Source organism: Thermosipho ferrireducens (genome assembly GCF_017358165.1).
Classification (GTDB): Bacteria; Thermotogota; Thermotogae; order Thermotogales; family Fervidobacteriaceae; genus Thermosipho_B; species Thermosipho_B ferrireducens.
In genome coordinates this window covers 147,591-161,758 of record NZ_CP071446.1, presented here as the reverse complement: position 1 = coordinate 161,758, position 14,168 = coordinate 147,591, and the positions used below count along the sequence as shown (strand labels likewise).

Below are 14,168 nucleotides of genomic sequence, written 5' to 3'. Positions count from 1 at the left end.
AATGCCCCTTACTACTAATACTATTTTAATTTGTGCAGGAGGCGCCTGTGTTTCTGCCGGGGAAGAAAGTGTGAAAGATGCCCTTGAAAGAAAATTAAAAGAATATAATCTTCAGGATATAGTTAAAATTGTTGAAACGGGATGTATGGGAGCATGTAGTTTGGGACCAATTATGGTTATCTATCCTGAGGGAGTTTATTATCAAAAGTTAACACCAGAGGTTGCTGAAAAAATTGTAGAAGAACATATTTTAAAGGGTCGAATTGTAAAGTCGCATCTTTACAAAGGTGAAAAGGGGGAAGTGATACCTCAACCACAGGAAGAGGTTGCTTTCTTTTCGAGGCAGGTAAAAATAGCTACGAGAAATGTTGGCGTTATTAATCCATTAGATATAGATGAGTATATAGCAAGGGACGGATACTTTGCACTTCATAAAGCTCTTAAAGAAATGACACCAGAAGAAGTTATTCAAGTAATAAAAGACAGTGGATTAAGAGGAAGAGGTGGTGCTGGATTTCCAACGGGCCTTAAGTGGGAATTCGCAAGAAAATCGCCAGGTGATAAGAAATATATGATTTGTAATGCCGATGAAGGAGATCCAGGTGCGTTTATGGATAGATCAATTCTTGAAGGAGATCCTCATTCAATTATCGAAGCTATGACTATAGCTGGTTATGCAATTGGTGCACAAAAAGGATTTGTTTATGTTAGAGCCGAATATCCAATAGCAATAGAGCGTTTAACAGAAGCTTTGAAACAGGCAAGGGAATACGGATTTTTGGGAGAAAATATTCTGGGAACAGATTTTTCATTTGATATAGAAATTAGAATAGGAGCAGGAGCATTTGTATGTGGTGAAGAAACTGCTCTTATGCATTCTATAGAGGGTAAAAGAGGACAGCCACGAGTTAAGCCACCATTTCCTGCCCAGAAAGGACTCTGGGGAAATCCGAGTAACATAAACAACGTGGAAACACTTTCGTGTGTTCCACCAATAATTTTTCACGGTCCTCAATGGTTTAAACAATGGGGAACGGAAAAGTCTCCTGGAACAAAGGTCTTTGCATTAGCAGGCAAGGTCAAAAACACCGGTCTTGTTGAAGTTCCCATGGGAATCACACTTAGAGAGTTGATTTATGAAATAGGTGGAGGTTCCCCAACAGGTAAAAAAATTAAGGCTGTGCAAACAGGTGGTCCAAGTGGAGGAGTTATTCCTGCTGAGTATTTTGACACCCCTGTTGATTTTGAATCACTGACGAGTTTAGGTGCGATTATTGGTTCTGGTGGAATGATAGTTCTTGATGAAGATGATTGTATGGTAGATGTTGCAAAATTTTTCCTGGAATTTACGGTAGATGAATCGTGTGGTAAATGTACACCCTGTAGAGAAGGTACAAAGAAAATGTATGAAATATTAGACAAAATAACAAATGGTGAAGGAACTGAAGAAGATCTTGAAACTCTGGAACAACTTGCATACATAATAAAAGACTCATCACTTTGTGGTCTTGGACAAACTGCTCCAAATCCGGTTTTATCTACATTGAAATATTACAGGGAAGAATACCTTGCACATGTGAGAGAAGGTAAGTGTCCAGCTAAAAAGTGTAAGGAATTAATAAGTTATGTTATAGATCCAGAAAAATGTGTGGGATGTACAGCTTGTGCAAGAGTTTGTCCTGTAAGTTGTATTTCTGGTGAGGTTAGAAAGGTGCATACCATTGATCAGGAAGCCTGTATAAGATGTGGTAGCTGTATAGAAGTATGTAGATTTGGAGCTATTAGTAAGGTAACTCCAGCAGTGAGTGTGGAAGTTGAAGAATGAAAGGGGGCCAGCTGCAGTATGCTTACAAAGGAAGATGTAAAGAAAATAGTTAATGAAGCAAAAACTGAGGCACTTGAGGAACAGGATTTATTAATATATACTTTGCATAAGATTCAGGACCATTACAATGAGAATTACATTCCTCCTGAAGTAGCTGAATGGGTAGGAGAAGAATTGAATGTAACACCAGCCAAAGTTTATGAGGTACTTACATTTTACACTATGTTTTCAACAAAGCCACGTGGAAAATATGTGATCAGGGTATGTACAAGTCTTCCGTGCCATGTTGCTGGTGGAAGAGAAATAATTAATGCTCTTAAAGATGAATTGAAAATTGATTGGAATCAAACGACGAAAGATGGTTTATTTACTCTTGAAGAAACGGGTTGTTTGGGACTCTGTGGAGTTGCTCCTGTAATAATGATAAATAAAGATTTTTATGGAGATCTTACCCCCGAAAAAGTTAGAGAAATCATAAGAGAGCTTAGAAGGGGGGATTCAGAATGAAGCCAACAACTGTCCTTGTTTCTGTTGATAGTAATAGTATTCTTATCGGTGCAAAACACTTTGCGAATGTTTTAAAAGATTTGACAAGAGAGCATAATTTAGGCAGTATAGTTGATGTTCTTGAAACTGGTTCTATGGGTAATTATAATGGAGTTATTATTGCTATTCTTCCAGATGATGTTTATTATCTTGTTAAAACTGAAGAAGAGGTAAGAAGAATATTTGAAGAACATATATTAAAGGGAAGAAAGGTACATAGTCTTGCGATAGATAAAGAGAAAATTCCAAATGCGTATATTTCAGAAAAGAAAGAAGAAACTAAAATAGTAACAAGAAATATTGGGGAAATTGATCCTAAGAACATAGAAGAGTATATAGCAAGAGATGGTTATTTCGCACTTGCTAAAGCACTTAAGATGAAACCAGAGGAAATAATAGAAGAAATAAAAGAAAGTGGCTTGAGAGGACGAGGTGGAGCAGGTTTTCCAACAGGTTTGAAATGGGAATTTACGGCAAAGTCAGAAGCATCTCAAAAATATGTTGTTTGTAATGCAGATGAGGGAGAACCTGGAACTTATAAAGATAGGTTGATAATGGAAGGTGATCCTCATTCTGTTGTTGAAGCAATGATTATAGCGGGGTACGCCATAGGAGCTACCAAAGGATACATTTATATAAGAGGAGAGTATTATGGATCAGTTGAAAATATTAGAAAAGCGATAAGCGATGCCTATGAATATGGATTTTTAGGTGACAATATCCTTGGAAGTGGATTTTCGTTTGATCTTTCAATTCGTTTAGGGGCAGGAGCATACGTTTGTGGAGAAGAAACAGCACTTCTTGAATCTATAGAAGGGCATGCAGGACGTCCCAGACTTAAACCTCCATACCCACCTCAGAGTGGTCTTTTTGGGAAGCCAACAGTAATAAATAATGTTGAAACTCTGGCAAATGTTCCACAAATAATTCTCAATGGTGCTAAATGGTTTAAATCATTTGGCACGGAAAGTTCACCTGGCACGAAAGTTTTCTGTTTTGCGGGTAATATTGCAAAAAGAGGAATAGTAGAACTTCCTATGGGTGTTACTGTGAAAGAACTTGTTTATAATTATGGCGGTGGCATTGCTGGTGGAAGAAAATTAAAAATGATTCAGACTGGAGGTCTTGCTGGAACGTTTATAAAACCAGAACAGGCAGATACTCCACTTGACTATGACTCTTATAAAAATTATGGTGTGAGTCTTGGCTCAGGAGTAATTTTAGGAATTGATGATCGTTCATGTGTTGTTGATATAGCATTGAACGTTATGAGATTTTTCAGGCACGAATCCTGCGGGAAATGTACAGCCTGTCGTGAAGGTACTCGAGCAGCTGTAACTATTCTTGAAAAAATGAGCAGATTTGAAGCAACATTAAAAGATTTAGATTTATTAAAAAATATAGCAAAATTAGCTGCTGATGCCTCTTTCTGTGGACTTGGACAAAGTTTTCCAATACCATTACTTTCTTTAATTGAAAATTTTGAAGAGGAATTTATAGCACATATAGAAGAGCATCGTTGCGCGGCAGGTTTGTGTAAGAAAGTGGAGAAAAAAAAGAAAAAAAGTACAAAGGTATTTTAAAAATTTATTGAGATAAAAAATATCCCCCCCAAAAGATGAATCGAAAAATAGTGGGGGGATTTTTTGTTTCAAAATGAAAAAACCAAGGTTCCAGCAAAACGCTGGAACCTTGGTTAGTCGAACTATTACTTTTTAATTTCGATAAATCTTTTTATTATTTTTGTTATCTTCGCTTCTTTCCTCTTTTTTTATCAAGTCTTTTTCTATATTCTGACATTTTTCTATCACTATCTCTCATAAATTTTGCAAGTTTCTTTTCAAAATCGGAGTTTGATTTTTTTTGTTCTCCCTTTCCCTCCTCTTGTGAATTTTCCTTTAATGAAAGCTCCCATTTTCCATCCCTGGTTTTTCCAAGAATTTTTCCCTCGATTTCCTGTCCTATAGAAAGGTGATCTTCGACTTTCTTAACATAAGTAGGTGCAATTTTTGAAATATGAATAAATGCTTTTTCTCCATCCTCGAGTTCTACGTTTGCTCCGAATTTTAGTATTTCCACTACTTTACCTTTAACAACTTGCCCAACTTCCATATACACTAAACCTCCCTGAATTTTTAAAAATATGCGGGAGCACAATGCTCCCTGCGTAATTACTGCTCAAGGTTATATTTCTTTCTGAACTTTTCAATCCTTCCTTCAGTATCTACAATAAGTCCAGCGCCACCGCTACCCTTATAGAATGGATGACAGCTCGAACATACATCAATTCTAATATTTTCTCTTGAACTGTAAAACTTGTGTTCCGCACCACAGGCGCATTTTACAGTGATAAGTTTAACTTCTGGGTGTATACCCTTTTTCAATTTCATCACCTCACGTTTTTCTTCTTTTTATCATTGTTATTATACCATACGCAATAAATATGTAAACGTTACATTTGTGAAACAACAGAGTTTGAAGATCCTTGATTTTTAAATAGCAAAGGTTACTTTCAATTGCATTGATCACTCTACGATGTATCTTTAAGTAATACTTTAAGTAGCATTTCTTCAACGGTCTTTAAAAGACTTTTTCTTGGCATTGAATCTACGCTTGCTATCATTTCAGTTGCAGCTTTTGGATCAATTTCTTCTCTAATATAAGCCTGTTTTTTCCCTTCTCTTATGAGCGTCTCTATTTTGTCGAGGAATTGAACATATCTCATTTTTGCGGTTTGCCAGTTTTCTTCATCAAAAACTTTTGTTTTTTCTTTTCTTATAAGTTCTGAGATTGCTTTTTTACTTGTTATAAAATCTATATATTTTTTTAGAAAGTTTTTTATTTTTCTGGAATATATATTTTCGTTTTCAGTTTCGGAAAACAATTCTTTTTCTAAACTATCTATGGATGTAACCCACACTTCTTCGAATAAAATTTCTTTACTGGGAAAATAATAGTATATCAAAGATTTTCGCACACCAGCAATCTGTGCTATCTCGTCCATACTAACCGCATCATATCCTTTTTGAGAAAAAGCGACACGAGCTGCCTCAAGGATTGTTTCTCGCGTTTTCGTTGATTTCTTTCTCACAAATCAACACCACCGAATTTTTTTGTTTATGGTGATACCGAAACCAGCCGATGTATGCTGGTTTCGGATGTTATGTTTAAACATTTAATTTTTTATCCACTTTTAAAGCTTCTTCTTTATTTGCATATCTCTTCATACGTGTTTCGTAATTGTATATACCTCTGTTAACAGGATATCTTTCAACATATCCGTGCTCGTACCAGAGTTTGTCTGCATACTGTTTCCACTCTTCAGCTAATTTGTCAAGTTCTGGAGCAAGTTCATTGATAACTCTTTCGGAACCTTCATGCTGTGGAATAGCATCAAAATGTTTCACCATAGCTCTGAACATTTTTGGATTATCTATAATTGGGCACGGTCTGAAGAGATTGTTTGAGAATGGTATAGCCTTTTTGTATGCTTCAAAGAAAGGAGATTTAAATATTTCCAGCAGGCTCTTTTCTCTGATACTATCTTTTGCAAACTGCTGGAATACGCATGGTTCAACGTAACCTTTGGCGTTCACATGGAAGTATTTAGCTCCTGAAGATAAACAACCGTGCGTTAAGAAACCATGATTCCAGAAATCTGCGACAAAAGCAAATCGTCCGCTAAGTCTCATTTCTTCTGTTTTGAAGAATCTTTCATATCTTTGTTGCGGTGTAGGTACGAGATCCATGGTTGGATTCATACCAACTGGCATGAATTGATAAATCCAGACATATCCAACACCCTGTTCTTCAAGGAAGTTCCAGAAGTCATCATTCATTATAGTATCATGATTCACTTTTGTAGCTGTAACACTCGCCCCAAAAGGCACACCATATTTTCTTAATCTTTCCCAGGCGTTTAATATTGCTTTAAAGACACCTTTTCCTCTTCTCCAATCGGTGGTTTCTTCAAATCCTTCTACAGATATTGAAATAGTGGCATTTCCAAGTTCTGCTAATCTTTTAGCTTTTTCTTCTGTAATAAGGATTCCATTGGAGTAAATCATGAAATAATGTTGATCAAATTCCTCCAGGATGTCAAAAAGGTATGGCCAATAGAATGGTTCTCCGCCTGTTATAACCCAGAAAAATAGTCCAAGTTCTTCTCCCTGTTTTAAAATGCTTCTAACTTCTTCTTTGGAAAGTTCGTATTTTCTACCGTAAAGTCCTGCATAACAACCAACACATTCAATATTACAGGCATATGTAGGACTTATAACTCCGAGTTTTGGAAGAACAACTTTTTCTTTTTCCATGATTTTTTGCCTCAAAGGTTCACCGATTGCAAATTCATTAACAATTAAATTATTAATTATTTTCTCAGTACATTTTGGGTTGGATTTCTGAAAGATTTCAATCCATTTTTTTATCATGGGATGTTCCTCATCTGCCATTAATCCAAGTTTCTTTAACCCGCTTTTTGCAGGTTCTTTGCTTAAAGCACCAACAGTATAAAGAAGCTTTGCAAATGATTTTGTATCTGCTTTTCTGATAAAACCATTTATCATTTTGCCAGCTTGTCTGTAAATCATGCCTTTAATACCACCAACTGCCATGAGAGACACCTCCTACGCTTTCATAATATTTACTGACCATTCAGTCAAATTTTACATCTGAAATGTTAATTAAACGTTTCATCCTGGTAACAATACAAATGTAATGTCATTTTGATTAAAAAAATGACTATAATTATAGTCAAGAGAGAAATTGCGCAGGTGAAAATTATGAGGCAAGAGCAAATATTTTTAAGTTTGGCAGAAACAAAGGCAAAGTTTTCTAAAATAGTTGAACAGGCAGAAGGAAATGATATTGTAGTAACAAAAAATGGGAAACCTGTGGTAGTGATAATGGATTATAAAAAATATCAAAAAATTCTAAATTTTCTGGATCAGATATGGGATTTGTATCTTCTGGAAATAGGAGATCCATCTAAATTTGGGGAAATTTCAGTGAAAGATATTTTTGAAAGTATAGATAATATTTCTGAAGAATAAACTGGGAGGTGAATTTCTAATGGCTCAGGTACATCTTGAACATGTATGGAAAATATACGATGGAAAGGTTGAAGCTGTTAAGGACGCTACTTTTACCATTGAAGATAAGGAATTCGTAGTGCTTCTTGGTCCTTCAGGTTGTGGAAAAACGACAACTTTAAGGATGATTGCTGGTCTTGAGGAAATAACACGTGGAACTTTAAAAATCGACGGAAAGGTGGTTAATGATGTAGAACCTAAGGATAGAGATATTGCCATGGTTTTTCAGAATTATGCTCTTTATCCTCACATGACAGTGTTTGATAATATGGCTTTTGGTTTGAAGCTTAGAAAAGTTCCAAAAGATGAAATTAATAGAAGAGTTAGAGAAGCTGCCAAAATTTTGGGAATAGAACAACTACTTGATAGAAAGCCAAGACAACTTTCAGGTGGTCAGAGGCAAAGGGTTGCAGTTGGTAGGGCTATTGTGAGAGATCCAAAAGTGTTTTTATTCGATGAACCTCTATCAAACCTTGATGCAAAATTAAGGGTTCAAATGAGATCAGAATTAAAAAAACTTCATCATAGACTCGAAGCAACTATTGTATACGTTACACACGACCAGATTGAAGCTATGACGATGGCCGATAAAATCATAGTTATGAAAGATGGAGTTATTCAGCAAATAGGTACTCCAAATGAAATTTACAATCATCCGGCGAATATATTTGTTGCAGGATTTATAGGTAGTCCTGCTATGAATTTTGTGGAATCAACGATTATTAAAGACAACGGAGGACTTTGGATTAAATCAAAGGGATTAAAACTTAAAATTCCTGCCAAGTTTGAGGAAAAACTTACAGATTACATTGATAAAGAGGTTATTTTTGGTATAAGGCCGGAAAATATTTATGATAAAATGTTTGCAATAGCACCAAAAGAAGGAGAAAATACGGCCACTGCGAAAGTTGACGTTGTGGAACCTCTTGGAAGTGAGACAATACTCCATCTTATGGTTGGTGAAGATAAAATAATTGCAGTGGTTGATCCAAAAACAGAAGCAAAAGAAGAGCAAACAATGGATATAGTATTTGATATGAACACAATGCATATTTTTGATAAAGAAACAGAAAAGTCTATTCTTTAATAATGCAGTGACTGGCAATGTTTGTTTAATGAAAGTGCGCCTTATTAAGGCGCACTTTTAGTTTTAAAAAATGTTTTTCCAATATTGTATCCCAGTATAGCTCCAGCAATTACATCAGAAGTCCAGTGATAATCTCCCAGAACTCGAGAGATTGAAAATATGGCCGGAATTACCAGCCAGATGTTACCGTATTTTTCGGCTATTGGTGTGAATATTGCCCATGCGAGAGAGCTATGGCCTGAAGGAAAAGAATGATACGAATTTTCAAAGTTAAACGGTCTGAAGTGGAAACTTCCTTTGTTTTCGTATGGTCGTGCTCTTCCCGTTAAAAATTTAAGTAGTTGTGTAACTCCTCCGGTAAATAACGTGCTTTCTATAATTGTAAATGATAGGTATGGATCATCTAAATATGTAATTAGTGCAGTGATACCAGAGAGCATCAAAAAGTCTTTTGTGTCCATGTTGTTTATGAAATTAACTATGAAAAAGTTAGTTTCTGATGGTAAGTTATTCCTGATGGGTTCATCAACCAAAGTAAATGGTATGAACAATGCATAATCCTCTGTTATGGTTATTGACGAAATATCGTTTTTAATTTCTTCTATACTAAATGAAAAAAGAATAGAGAAGATAAAGAAAATAAAGAAAACTATTAGGATTTGTTTCATACTAATCCTTTTCCTCCTTGCTTATACGTTGTTTGAAAAAGACTGTTAATAGAAACAGTACAAAATAATTTAGAACTATAGATGGTCCTGGAGGAATGTCAAAATAGTACGCGAAAGCCATTCCAGAAATTGACATTAAAACACTAAAGATTACCGAAGCAATTATAGCATTTTTATATGAATTTCCAAGTTTTTTCGAAATTAATCCAGGGATTACAATAAGCGCACTAATAAGTATAATTCCTGTTATTTTAACAGAACTAACAACTATTATAGAAATAAGTATGAGTAATAAGATTCTTATCATTTTTGTATTAACTCCATAGAATTCTGCCATATTTTCGTCTGAAAGAAAGTACAAAATTTCGTATCTGAAATAGAATATTACAAATAAGGTAATTGTAGTTACTATGAGTAGAAACCAGATGTCGGTTATTTCAATAAATAGTATGTTTCCAAATAGGTATCCCATCACATCTTGAGTGTATTTTGTGCTTAAAGAAAGTATAATTACCCCTATAGACATAAAAACCGGTAATAACATTCCTATTGCACTATTTTCTGCGATTTTAGTTTTATTTGTTAAATATCCTATAATGAATGAAAATAATACGGCACTTGCTATTGCTGCCCATCTATAATCGTATCCTAATAATACTCCGAGCGCCAGACCTGCAAAAGCCGCATGAGCTGTTCCGTCACCTATAAATTCCATTTTTTTATAAACAACTATTGGAGAAATTAGTGCAGCTAAAAAACCTACCAATAGACTTGCCAGTATTGAATATCTGAAGAATTCATATGTGATTAGATCTTCAAAAAGATTTGTCATAATTTATGCTCCCTTTCATAATGATTTTTTCCTCTTATCCATAAATCAAAATCGGGGAATAATTCTTTAAGTTCCTCTGGGGAAATTTTTTCTGAGGGGCCATGGCAATGAAGCGTCTTATTTAGGCACATAACTGTTGTGCACTTTTCAAATACCATTCCAATATCATGTGAAATCATGATTATTGTTATATTGTGTTCCTTTCTAATTTCGTCGATAAGTGTGTAAAATTGTGCTTTACCCATTTGATCAACGCCTGCTTCCGGTTCATCAAGTATTAAAATATCAGGCTCGGAAAGCAGAGCGCGTGCAAGTGAAAGTCTTTGGAGTTCTCCACCGGACATACTGCTTACCAGCTGATTAATGTGTGAATCAAGTCCTACTCTTTTCATTAATTCAGTAGCTTTTTTATACGAAAAACTTAATTTTCTTTTGTATTTTCTATAAGCGCCCATTTGAACTAATTCTATTGCCAGTATGGGAACTTCTCTGTTGATAGTTTGAATCTGGGGAAGGTAACCTATCGTGCCATTAACTTCTACATGTCCTTTGAAATTCTTTATCTGGCCAATAATTATTTTTGCAAGCGTAGATTTACCAGCACCATTTGGGCCAATAAGTCCAACAAATTCTCCTTTGTTTATGATGAAACTTACGTTTTTTAATATTTCAACGCCGTTTACTTTGTATGAAAGATTATCAGCTTTAATAACTATATTATTTTGCATAAGAAAACGCCTCTTTTATTATTTTAAGGTTGTTTAAGAATATATCGACATAATTCTTTGCATTGTTTCCAAGAGGGTCAAGAATGTAATATTTTTTTTGAAGTTCCTTGGATATTATTTTCAAAGAACGTGTGTTCTGCTGAGCTTCACCAAAAATAGCCACTAAATTTTCTCCCTTTTTTAAAATTTCTATTATGTTTTTTATTGAAACTTCTTTACCATGTCCAGATTCTAAAGGAATACTTCTTATTCCAAACTCATTGAAAAAGTAGTAAAAACTTGGATGTTCTACAAGTACTTTGCTATCCTGAAATTTTCCAAGGAACTCGTATAACTCTTTTATAATAGCGTCAAGGTTATTTATTATAGATTTTGCCCTGTTTAGATAATAAACTTTATTTTCAGGATCTATATCGATTAATTTTTTGGTTATTCCAGGTATTATATAGTATTTGGCAAAAAAAGGATTGAGCCATATATGAGGATTGTTGTCTATTATAAACATTTCTGGAATAAATTTTGAAACATAGAATACCTTATTATTATTTTTTATATAAGGTTCAAGCTCTAATCCATTTGCTATTATCAGGTCAGATGAGTTCATCTTTTTTACATCGCTGATTTTTGGAGAATACAAATGAGGATTTGCACCAGGTTTTATTAACAAAAATATTTCCATTTTGTTCCCGGCTAAATCTTTTAAAAGTAAGTAATATGGATTTATTGTAGCTGTGATTGTGTATCCCAGAATAATCATTGAGAAAGTTATAAAAAATATTACTAAAGTTTTTTTCACGAGAACTACCTCCTTTCAGAACAATTTTTGCAAAGTCCTTTAAAGTAAAATATATGATCAAAGATTTCAAACATAAAGTTTTTTTTCACTTTGTTTTCTAACTCTTGAGCCATACACAAATCAAAAGTTTCAATTTTTCCGCATTTTAAGCAGTATAAAAAATGACGATGCTCGTTATTTGAATAATAGTATTTTGGAGTATTTCCAAAAGAAATAGATTTAACAAATTCAGCCTTCTCTAAGTAATTTAAAGCCCTGTAGATTGTTGAAAAATTTGGTTTATGTTCTACTAACCTGTAAATATCTTCAGCGTTTAGAGGTTTATCGCTTTTTTGTATTATCTTTAATACTTCTTTCCTCCATTTAGTCATTCTTTTCATACACACTTCACCCTTGTCGATAAATAATTTGCAAATAATTTGCATATTTAATTTTAATGAAAAAATATCTTAAAGTCAAGTCCTCCCTGTTCTTCCATCTATTACAAACTTTGTAAGATTCTTCGCACTTCATGCTCAGGACAGTCCTTGCCAATTTTCCCAATCTCGCTAACCTCGCCAACCTCGCCAATCTTATATGACTCATGGTATAATTTTAATGGTATACCTGTTCAATCTATTGGGGAGGTGAAAAATGATGAAATTGACGTTTTTGGGTCATGCGACGTTTTTGATAACAGGTAAAAAAAATATCATAATTGATCCGTTTATAACAGGAAATCCTTCATTCCCACAAAATTTTAAGCTGCCAGATCTTGACTATATTCTTGTGTCTCATGGCCATGGAGATCATATAGGAGATGCTGTGGAATTGGCAGACAAACATAACGCTACTGTTATTTCAAATTTTGAGATATGTTTGTATTTACAAAAAAAAGGGGTCAAAAAAGTTCACCCTATGCATATAGGAGGTAAGGCCACTTTTGATTTTGGTACTTTAAAATTAACACCTGCTCTTCACGGTTCTGGAATAATCGATGGGGAAGATATTGTTTACGGAGGAACCCCCTCTGGATTTATCATTGATGTTGGGAAAAGATTTTATCATGCTGGCGATACCGGTCTTACAAAGGATATGGAATTAATTAACAATATTGATATAGCTTTACTTCCAATAGGAGGCAATTTTGTTATGGATGTGGAAGATGCATTGAAAGCTCTTGAAATGATAAAACCAGGGATGGTAATTCCTATGCATTACAACACATGGGATGTTATAAAAGCTGATGATAGGCTTTTCAAAGAAGAATCTGAAAAGCGTGGAATAAAATGTACAATTTTAAAACCTGGAGAGTATATTGAGGTTTGAAGGAGGCTTTCATGAAAAGGATACTTTTCTCGTTTTTTGTATTGGTATTTACAATAGGTTATTCTCTCAATATTCCACGTTATATAGGGCCAGAGGATGTTGAATTTGATTTTGAAGGATTAGTTGCGTTTTTTGATGGAACAATTATTACAGATAATACAATTAGTGGTCTTGATTATTTAGATGGTGCACATACACTAAGACTTGTTGGAGAATATCAGGAGTTTATTTTTAGAGTAATTGTAGATACAAAACCTCCTACGATTACAGAATTTGTTATTCGTGATCCAGATAGTGTTTTTTTTAAAAGACCTGCTATGTTATTATCGATAGACAGTCGTGAGAATCCTATAATCGGAGAAATATCCGGAAATTTTACTCGCGGTGATCGTTTTCCAACTGTTGTATTTTCTAAAGATGATGCAGGAAATCTTGGAGGATTTTCTTATATAAGGCCAAGTGTGAGCAAAGTGACTCCTCTTGAGTCCAAAACACCTATTGGAGGAATTAATGGAAAATACATTTTGTTAACATCGAAATCTCCGTATAAAATTATAGGTAAAGTTATAATTCCCGAAGATTCTGTTTTATTCATAGAACCAGGGGTAGAAATTAAAGCTATTTCTGGAGCGTCCTTTATAACAAAGGGTAATTTGAATATTCCAGAAGGAGTAGTATTTTCTGGAAATATCGATATTGATGTTCAGGCGAAGGGAACTCTCTATATAAGTAAAAAAGAGTTCTCTGGAAAAATTACCAGTAACGTGGGAAGGCTCATATTTTTAGAAAACACTAACGTAGGCGAAGTAAAATTAAACAAAACCAATGTGGTGATAGTAAAGGATTCGGTGATAGATGATCTTGAGATAAAATACTCCTCATTTGTGGTAATCCAGGATTCTACTGTAACAAATTTGAGCATCAGAAGTACGAGGAATGTTTTAATTCAAGCAAGTTATTTGAAAAGGATAACTGTAGAAACATTTTCCAATGTTTTAGGCTATGACTTACTTATAGGACAGGCGAACATGTATGACTTTTCGAAAGTTAGTTTTATAAGGTCAAATATTGATTTTTTGCATCTATCAAAAGCTTGCAATCTTTCAACTAAAAGCGCAACAATAAATAATCTTACTCTTTCAGATTATTCTACTGCAAAGCTTTATGATTCAAATGTTGGAACGCTTAAAATGGTTCATTCTGAGATTCGTAAAAGATTTTCTAAAATAGTTAATCTTCAGAAGGATAAAAACTCGAATATAGAGGATTATTGAGAGGAGGTTGA

General features: G+C 34.3%; 16 protein-coding genes. 7 read left to right on the top strand and 9 right to left on the bottom strand.

Features of this window, described 5'->3' with window-relative positions; all coding sequences use genetic code 11:
* Nucleotide 1: 1 nt before the first annotated feature.
* The 3 genes from nuoF (JYK00_RS00825) to nuoF (JYK00_RS00815) are packed head-to-tail and all read left to right on the top strand — an operon-like array spanning nucleotide 2 to nucleotide 3,954.
* Nucleotides 2-1,825: an NADH-quinone oxidoreductase subunit NuoF gene (gene nuoF, locus JYK00_RS00825; RefSeq protein WP_207566840.1), complete on the top strand. Its 1,824-nt coding sequence runs from the start codon at nucleotides 2-4 to the stop codon at nucleotides 1,823-1,825.
* Between the two features lie 18 nt (nucleotides 1,826-1,843).
* Complete coding sequence (locus JYK00_RS00820; protein WP_207566839.1) at nucleotides 1,844-2,332, top strand: NADH-quinone oxidoreductase subunit NuoE family protein; 489 nt, start codon at nucleotides 1,844-1,846, stop codon at nucleotides 2,330-2,332.
* Nucleotides 2,329-3,954 (top strand): NADH-quinone oxidoreductase subunit NuoF, encoded by a 1,626-nt coding sequence (nuoF, locus tag JYK00_RS00815; RefSeq protein ID WP_207566838.1) that lies wholly within the window; start codon nucleotides 2,329-2,331, stop codon nucleotides 3,952-3,954. The genes JYK00_RS00820 and nuoF (JYK00_RS00815) overlap by 4 nt, the downstream gene beginning before the upstream one ends.
* 163 nt (nucleotides 3,955-4,117) lie before the next feature.
* Here nuoF (JYK00_RS00815) and JYK00_RS00810 read toward each other — a convergent pair whose 3' ends face one another.
* The 4 genes from JYK00_RS00810 to JYK00_RS00795 all read right to left on the bottom strand — a co-directional run bounded on the left by JYK00_RS00810 (nucleotide 4,118) and on the right by JYK00_RS00795 (nucleotide 6,987).
* On the bottom strand, nucleotides 4,118-4,483 hold the full coding sequence (locus tag JYK00_RS00810) for a S1 RNA-binding domain-containing protein (RefSeq protein ID WP_207566837.1): 366 nt from the start codon (nucleotides 4,481-4,483) through the stop codon (nucleotides 4,118-4,120).
* Nucleotides 4,484-4,542: 59 nt separating this feature from the next.
* On the bottom strand, nucleotides 4,543-4,755 hold the full coding sequence (gene rpmE, locus JYK00_RS00805; protein ID WP_207566836.1) for a 50S ribosomal protein L31: 213 nt from the start codon (nucleotides 4,753-4,755) through the stop codon (nucleotides 4,543-4,545).
* A 146-nt stretch (nucleotides 4,756-4,901) separates the two neighbouring features.
* Nucleotides 4,902-5,462 (bottom strand): TetR/AcrR family transcriptional regulator, encoded by a 561-nt coding sequence (locus JYK00_RS00800; protein ID WP_207566835.1) that lies wholly within the window; start codon nucleotides 5,460-5,462, stop codon nucleotides 4,902-4,904.
* A gap of 76 nt (nucleotides 5,463-5,538) precedes the next feature.
* Nucleotides 5,539-6,987 (bottom strand): radical SAM protein, encoded by a 1,449-nt coding sequence (locus JYK00_RS00795; RefSeq protein WP_207566834.1) that lies wholly within the window; start codon nucleotides 6,985-6,987, stop codon nucleotides 5,539-5,541.
* 168 nt (nucleotides 6,988-7,155) lie between these two features.
* On the opposite strand from JYK00_RS00795, the gene JYK00_RS00790 reads away from it, so the two are divergent.
* Nucleotides 7,156-7,425 (top strand): type II toxin-antitoxin system Phd/YefM family antitoxin, encoded by a 270-nt coding sequence (locus JYK00_RS00790; protein ID WP_207566833.1) that lies wholly within the window; start codon nucleotides 7,156-7,158, stop codon nucleotides 7,423-7,425.
* 19 nt (nucleotides 7,426-7,444) lie between these two features.
* A complete protein-coding gene (locus JYK00_RS00785) occupies nucleotides 7,445-8,551 on the top strand; it encodes an ABC transporter ATP-binding protein (protein ID WP_207566832.1) in 1,107 nt (368 codons plus the stop codon).
* A 44-nt stretch (nucleotides 8,552-8,595) separates the two neighbouring features.
* Here JYK00_RS00785 and JYK00_RS00780 read toward each other — a convergent pair whose 3' ends face one another.
* Genes JYK00_RS00780 through JYK00_RS00760 form a run of 5 tightly spaced genes read right to left on the bottom strand, consistent with a single transcriptional unit; the run spans nucleotide 8,596 to nucleotide 11,955 of the window.
* On the bottom strand, nucleotides 8,596-9,219 hold the full coding sequence (locus tag JYK00_RS00780; RefSeq protein ID WP_207566831.1) for a phosphatase PAP2 family protein: 624 nt from the start codon (nucleotides 9,217-9,219) through the stop codon (nucleotides 8,596-8,598).
* Nucleotide 9,220: 1 nt separating this feature from the next.
* Complete coding sequence (locus JYK00_RS00775) at nucleotides 9,221-10,051, bottom strand: metal ABC transporter permease (RefSeq protein ID WP_207566830.1); 831 nt, start codon at nucleotides 10,049-10,051, stop codon at nucleotides 9,221-9,223.
* Nucleotides 10,048-10,779, bottom strand: coding sequence for a metal ABC transporter ATP-binding protein (locus JYK00_RS00770; RefSeq protein ID WP_207566829.1), 732 nt, complete (start codon nucleotides 10,777-10,779; stop codon nucleotides 10,048-10,050). Before JYK00_RS00770 ends, JYK00_RS00775 begins: the two co-directional genes overlap by 4 nt.
* Complete coding sequence (locus JYK00_RS00765; RefSeq protein ID WP_207566828.1) at nucleotides 10,769-11,575, bottom strand: metal ABC transporter substrate-binding protein; 807 nt, start codon at nucleotides 11,573-11,575, stop codon at nucleotides 10,769-10,771. The genes JYK00_RS00770 and JYK00_RS00765 overlap by 11 nt, the downstream gene beginning before the upstream one ends.
* Before the next feature lie 5 nt (nucleotides 11,576-11,580).
* Nucleotides 11,581-11,955, bottom strand: a complete 375-nt coding sequence (locus JYK00_RS00760) for a Fur family transcriptional regulator (RefSeq protein ID WP_228288176.1) — start codon at nucleotides 11,953-11,955, stop codon at nucleotides 11,581-11,583.
* A 256-nt stretch (nucleotides 11,956-12,211) separates the two neighbouring features.
* On the opposite strand from JYK00_RS00760, the gene JYK00_RS00755 reads away from it, so the two are divergent.
* Complete coding sequence (locus tag JYK00_RS00755; RefSeq protein WP_207567578.1) at nucleotides 12,212-12,883, top strand: metal-dependent hydrolase; 672 nt, start codon at nucleotides 12,212-12,214, stop codon at nucleotides 12,881-12,883.
* Between the two features lie 11 nt (nucleotides 12,884-12,894).
* The gene (locus JYK00_RS00750) at nucleotides 12,895-14,157 is read left to right on the top strand and encodes an LbetaH domain-containing protein (RefSeq protein WP_207566827.1); all 1,263 of its coding nucleotides are present in this window, start codon (nucleotides 12,895-12,897) and stop codon (nucleotides 14,155-14,157) included.
* Nucleotides 14,158-14,168: the final 11 nt, after the last annotated feature.

Bases quoted from the DNA above. Each gene is read 5' to 3' on its own strand.
- JYK00_RS00790 (WP_207566833.1), top strand. From the start codon at position 7,156: ATGAGGCAAGAGCAAATATTTTTAAGTTTGGCAGAAACAAAGGCAAAG.
- nuoF (WP_207566838.1), top strand. From the start codon at position 2,329: ATGAAGCCAACAACTGTCCTTGTTTCTGTTGATAGTAATAGTATTCTT.
- JYK00_RS00750 (WP_207566827.1), top strand. From the start codon at position 12,895: ATGAAAAGGATACTTTTCTCGTTTTTTGTATTGGTATTTACAATAGGT.
- JYK00_RS00785 (WP_207566832.1), top strand. From the start codon at position 7,445: ATGGCTCAGGTACATCTTGAACATGTATGGAAAATATACGATGGAAAG.
- JYK00_RS00755 (WP_207567578.1), top strand. From the start codon at position 12,212: ATGAAATTGACGTTTTTGGGTCATGCGACGTTTTTGATAACAGGTAAA.
- nuoF (WP_207566840.1), top strand. From the start codon at position 2: ATGCCCCTTACTACTAATACTATTTTAATTTGTGCAGGAGGCGCCTGT.
- JYK00_RS00775 (WP_207566830.1), bottom strand. From the start codon at position 10,051: ATGACAAATCTTTTTGAAGATCTAATCACATATGAATTCTTCAGATAT.
- JYK00_RS00780 (WP_207566831.1), bottom strand. From the start codon at position 9,219: ATGAAACAAATCCTAATAGTTTTCTTTATTTTCTTTATCTTCTCTATT.
- JYK00_RS00820 (WP_207566839.1), top strand. From the start codon at position 1,844: ATGCTTACAAAGGAAGATGTAAAGAAAATAGTTAATGAAGCAAAAACT.
- JYK00_RS00770 (WP_207566829.1), bottom strand. From the start codon at position 10,779: ATGCAAAATAATATAGTTATTAAAGCTGATAATCTTTCATACAAAGTA.
- JYK00_RS00795 (WP_207566834.1), bottom strand. From the start codon at position 6,987: ATGGCAGTTGGTGGTATTAAAGGCATGATTTACAGACAAGCTGGCAAA.
- JYK00_RS00810 (WP_207566837.1), bottom strand. From the start codon at position 4,483: ATGGAAGTTGGGCAAGTTGTTAAAGGTAAAGTAGTGGAAATACTAAAA.
- JYK00_RS00760 (WP_228288176.1), bottom strand. From the start codon at position 11,955: ATGAAAAGAATGACTAAATGGAGGAAAGAAGTATTAAAGATAATACAA.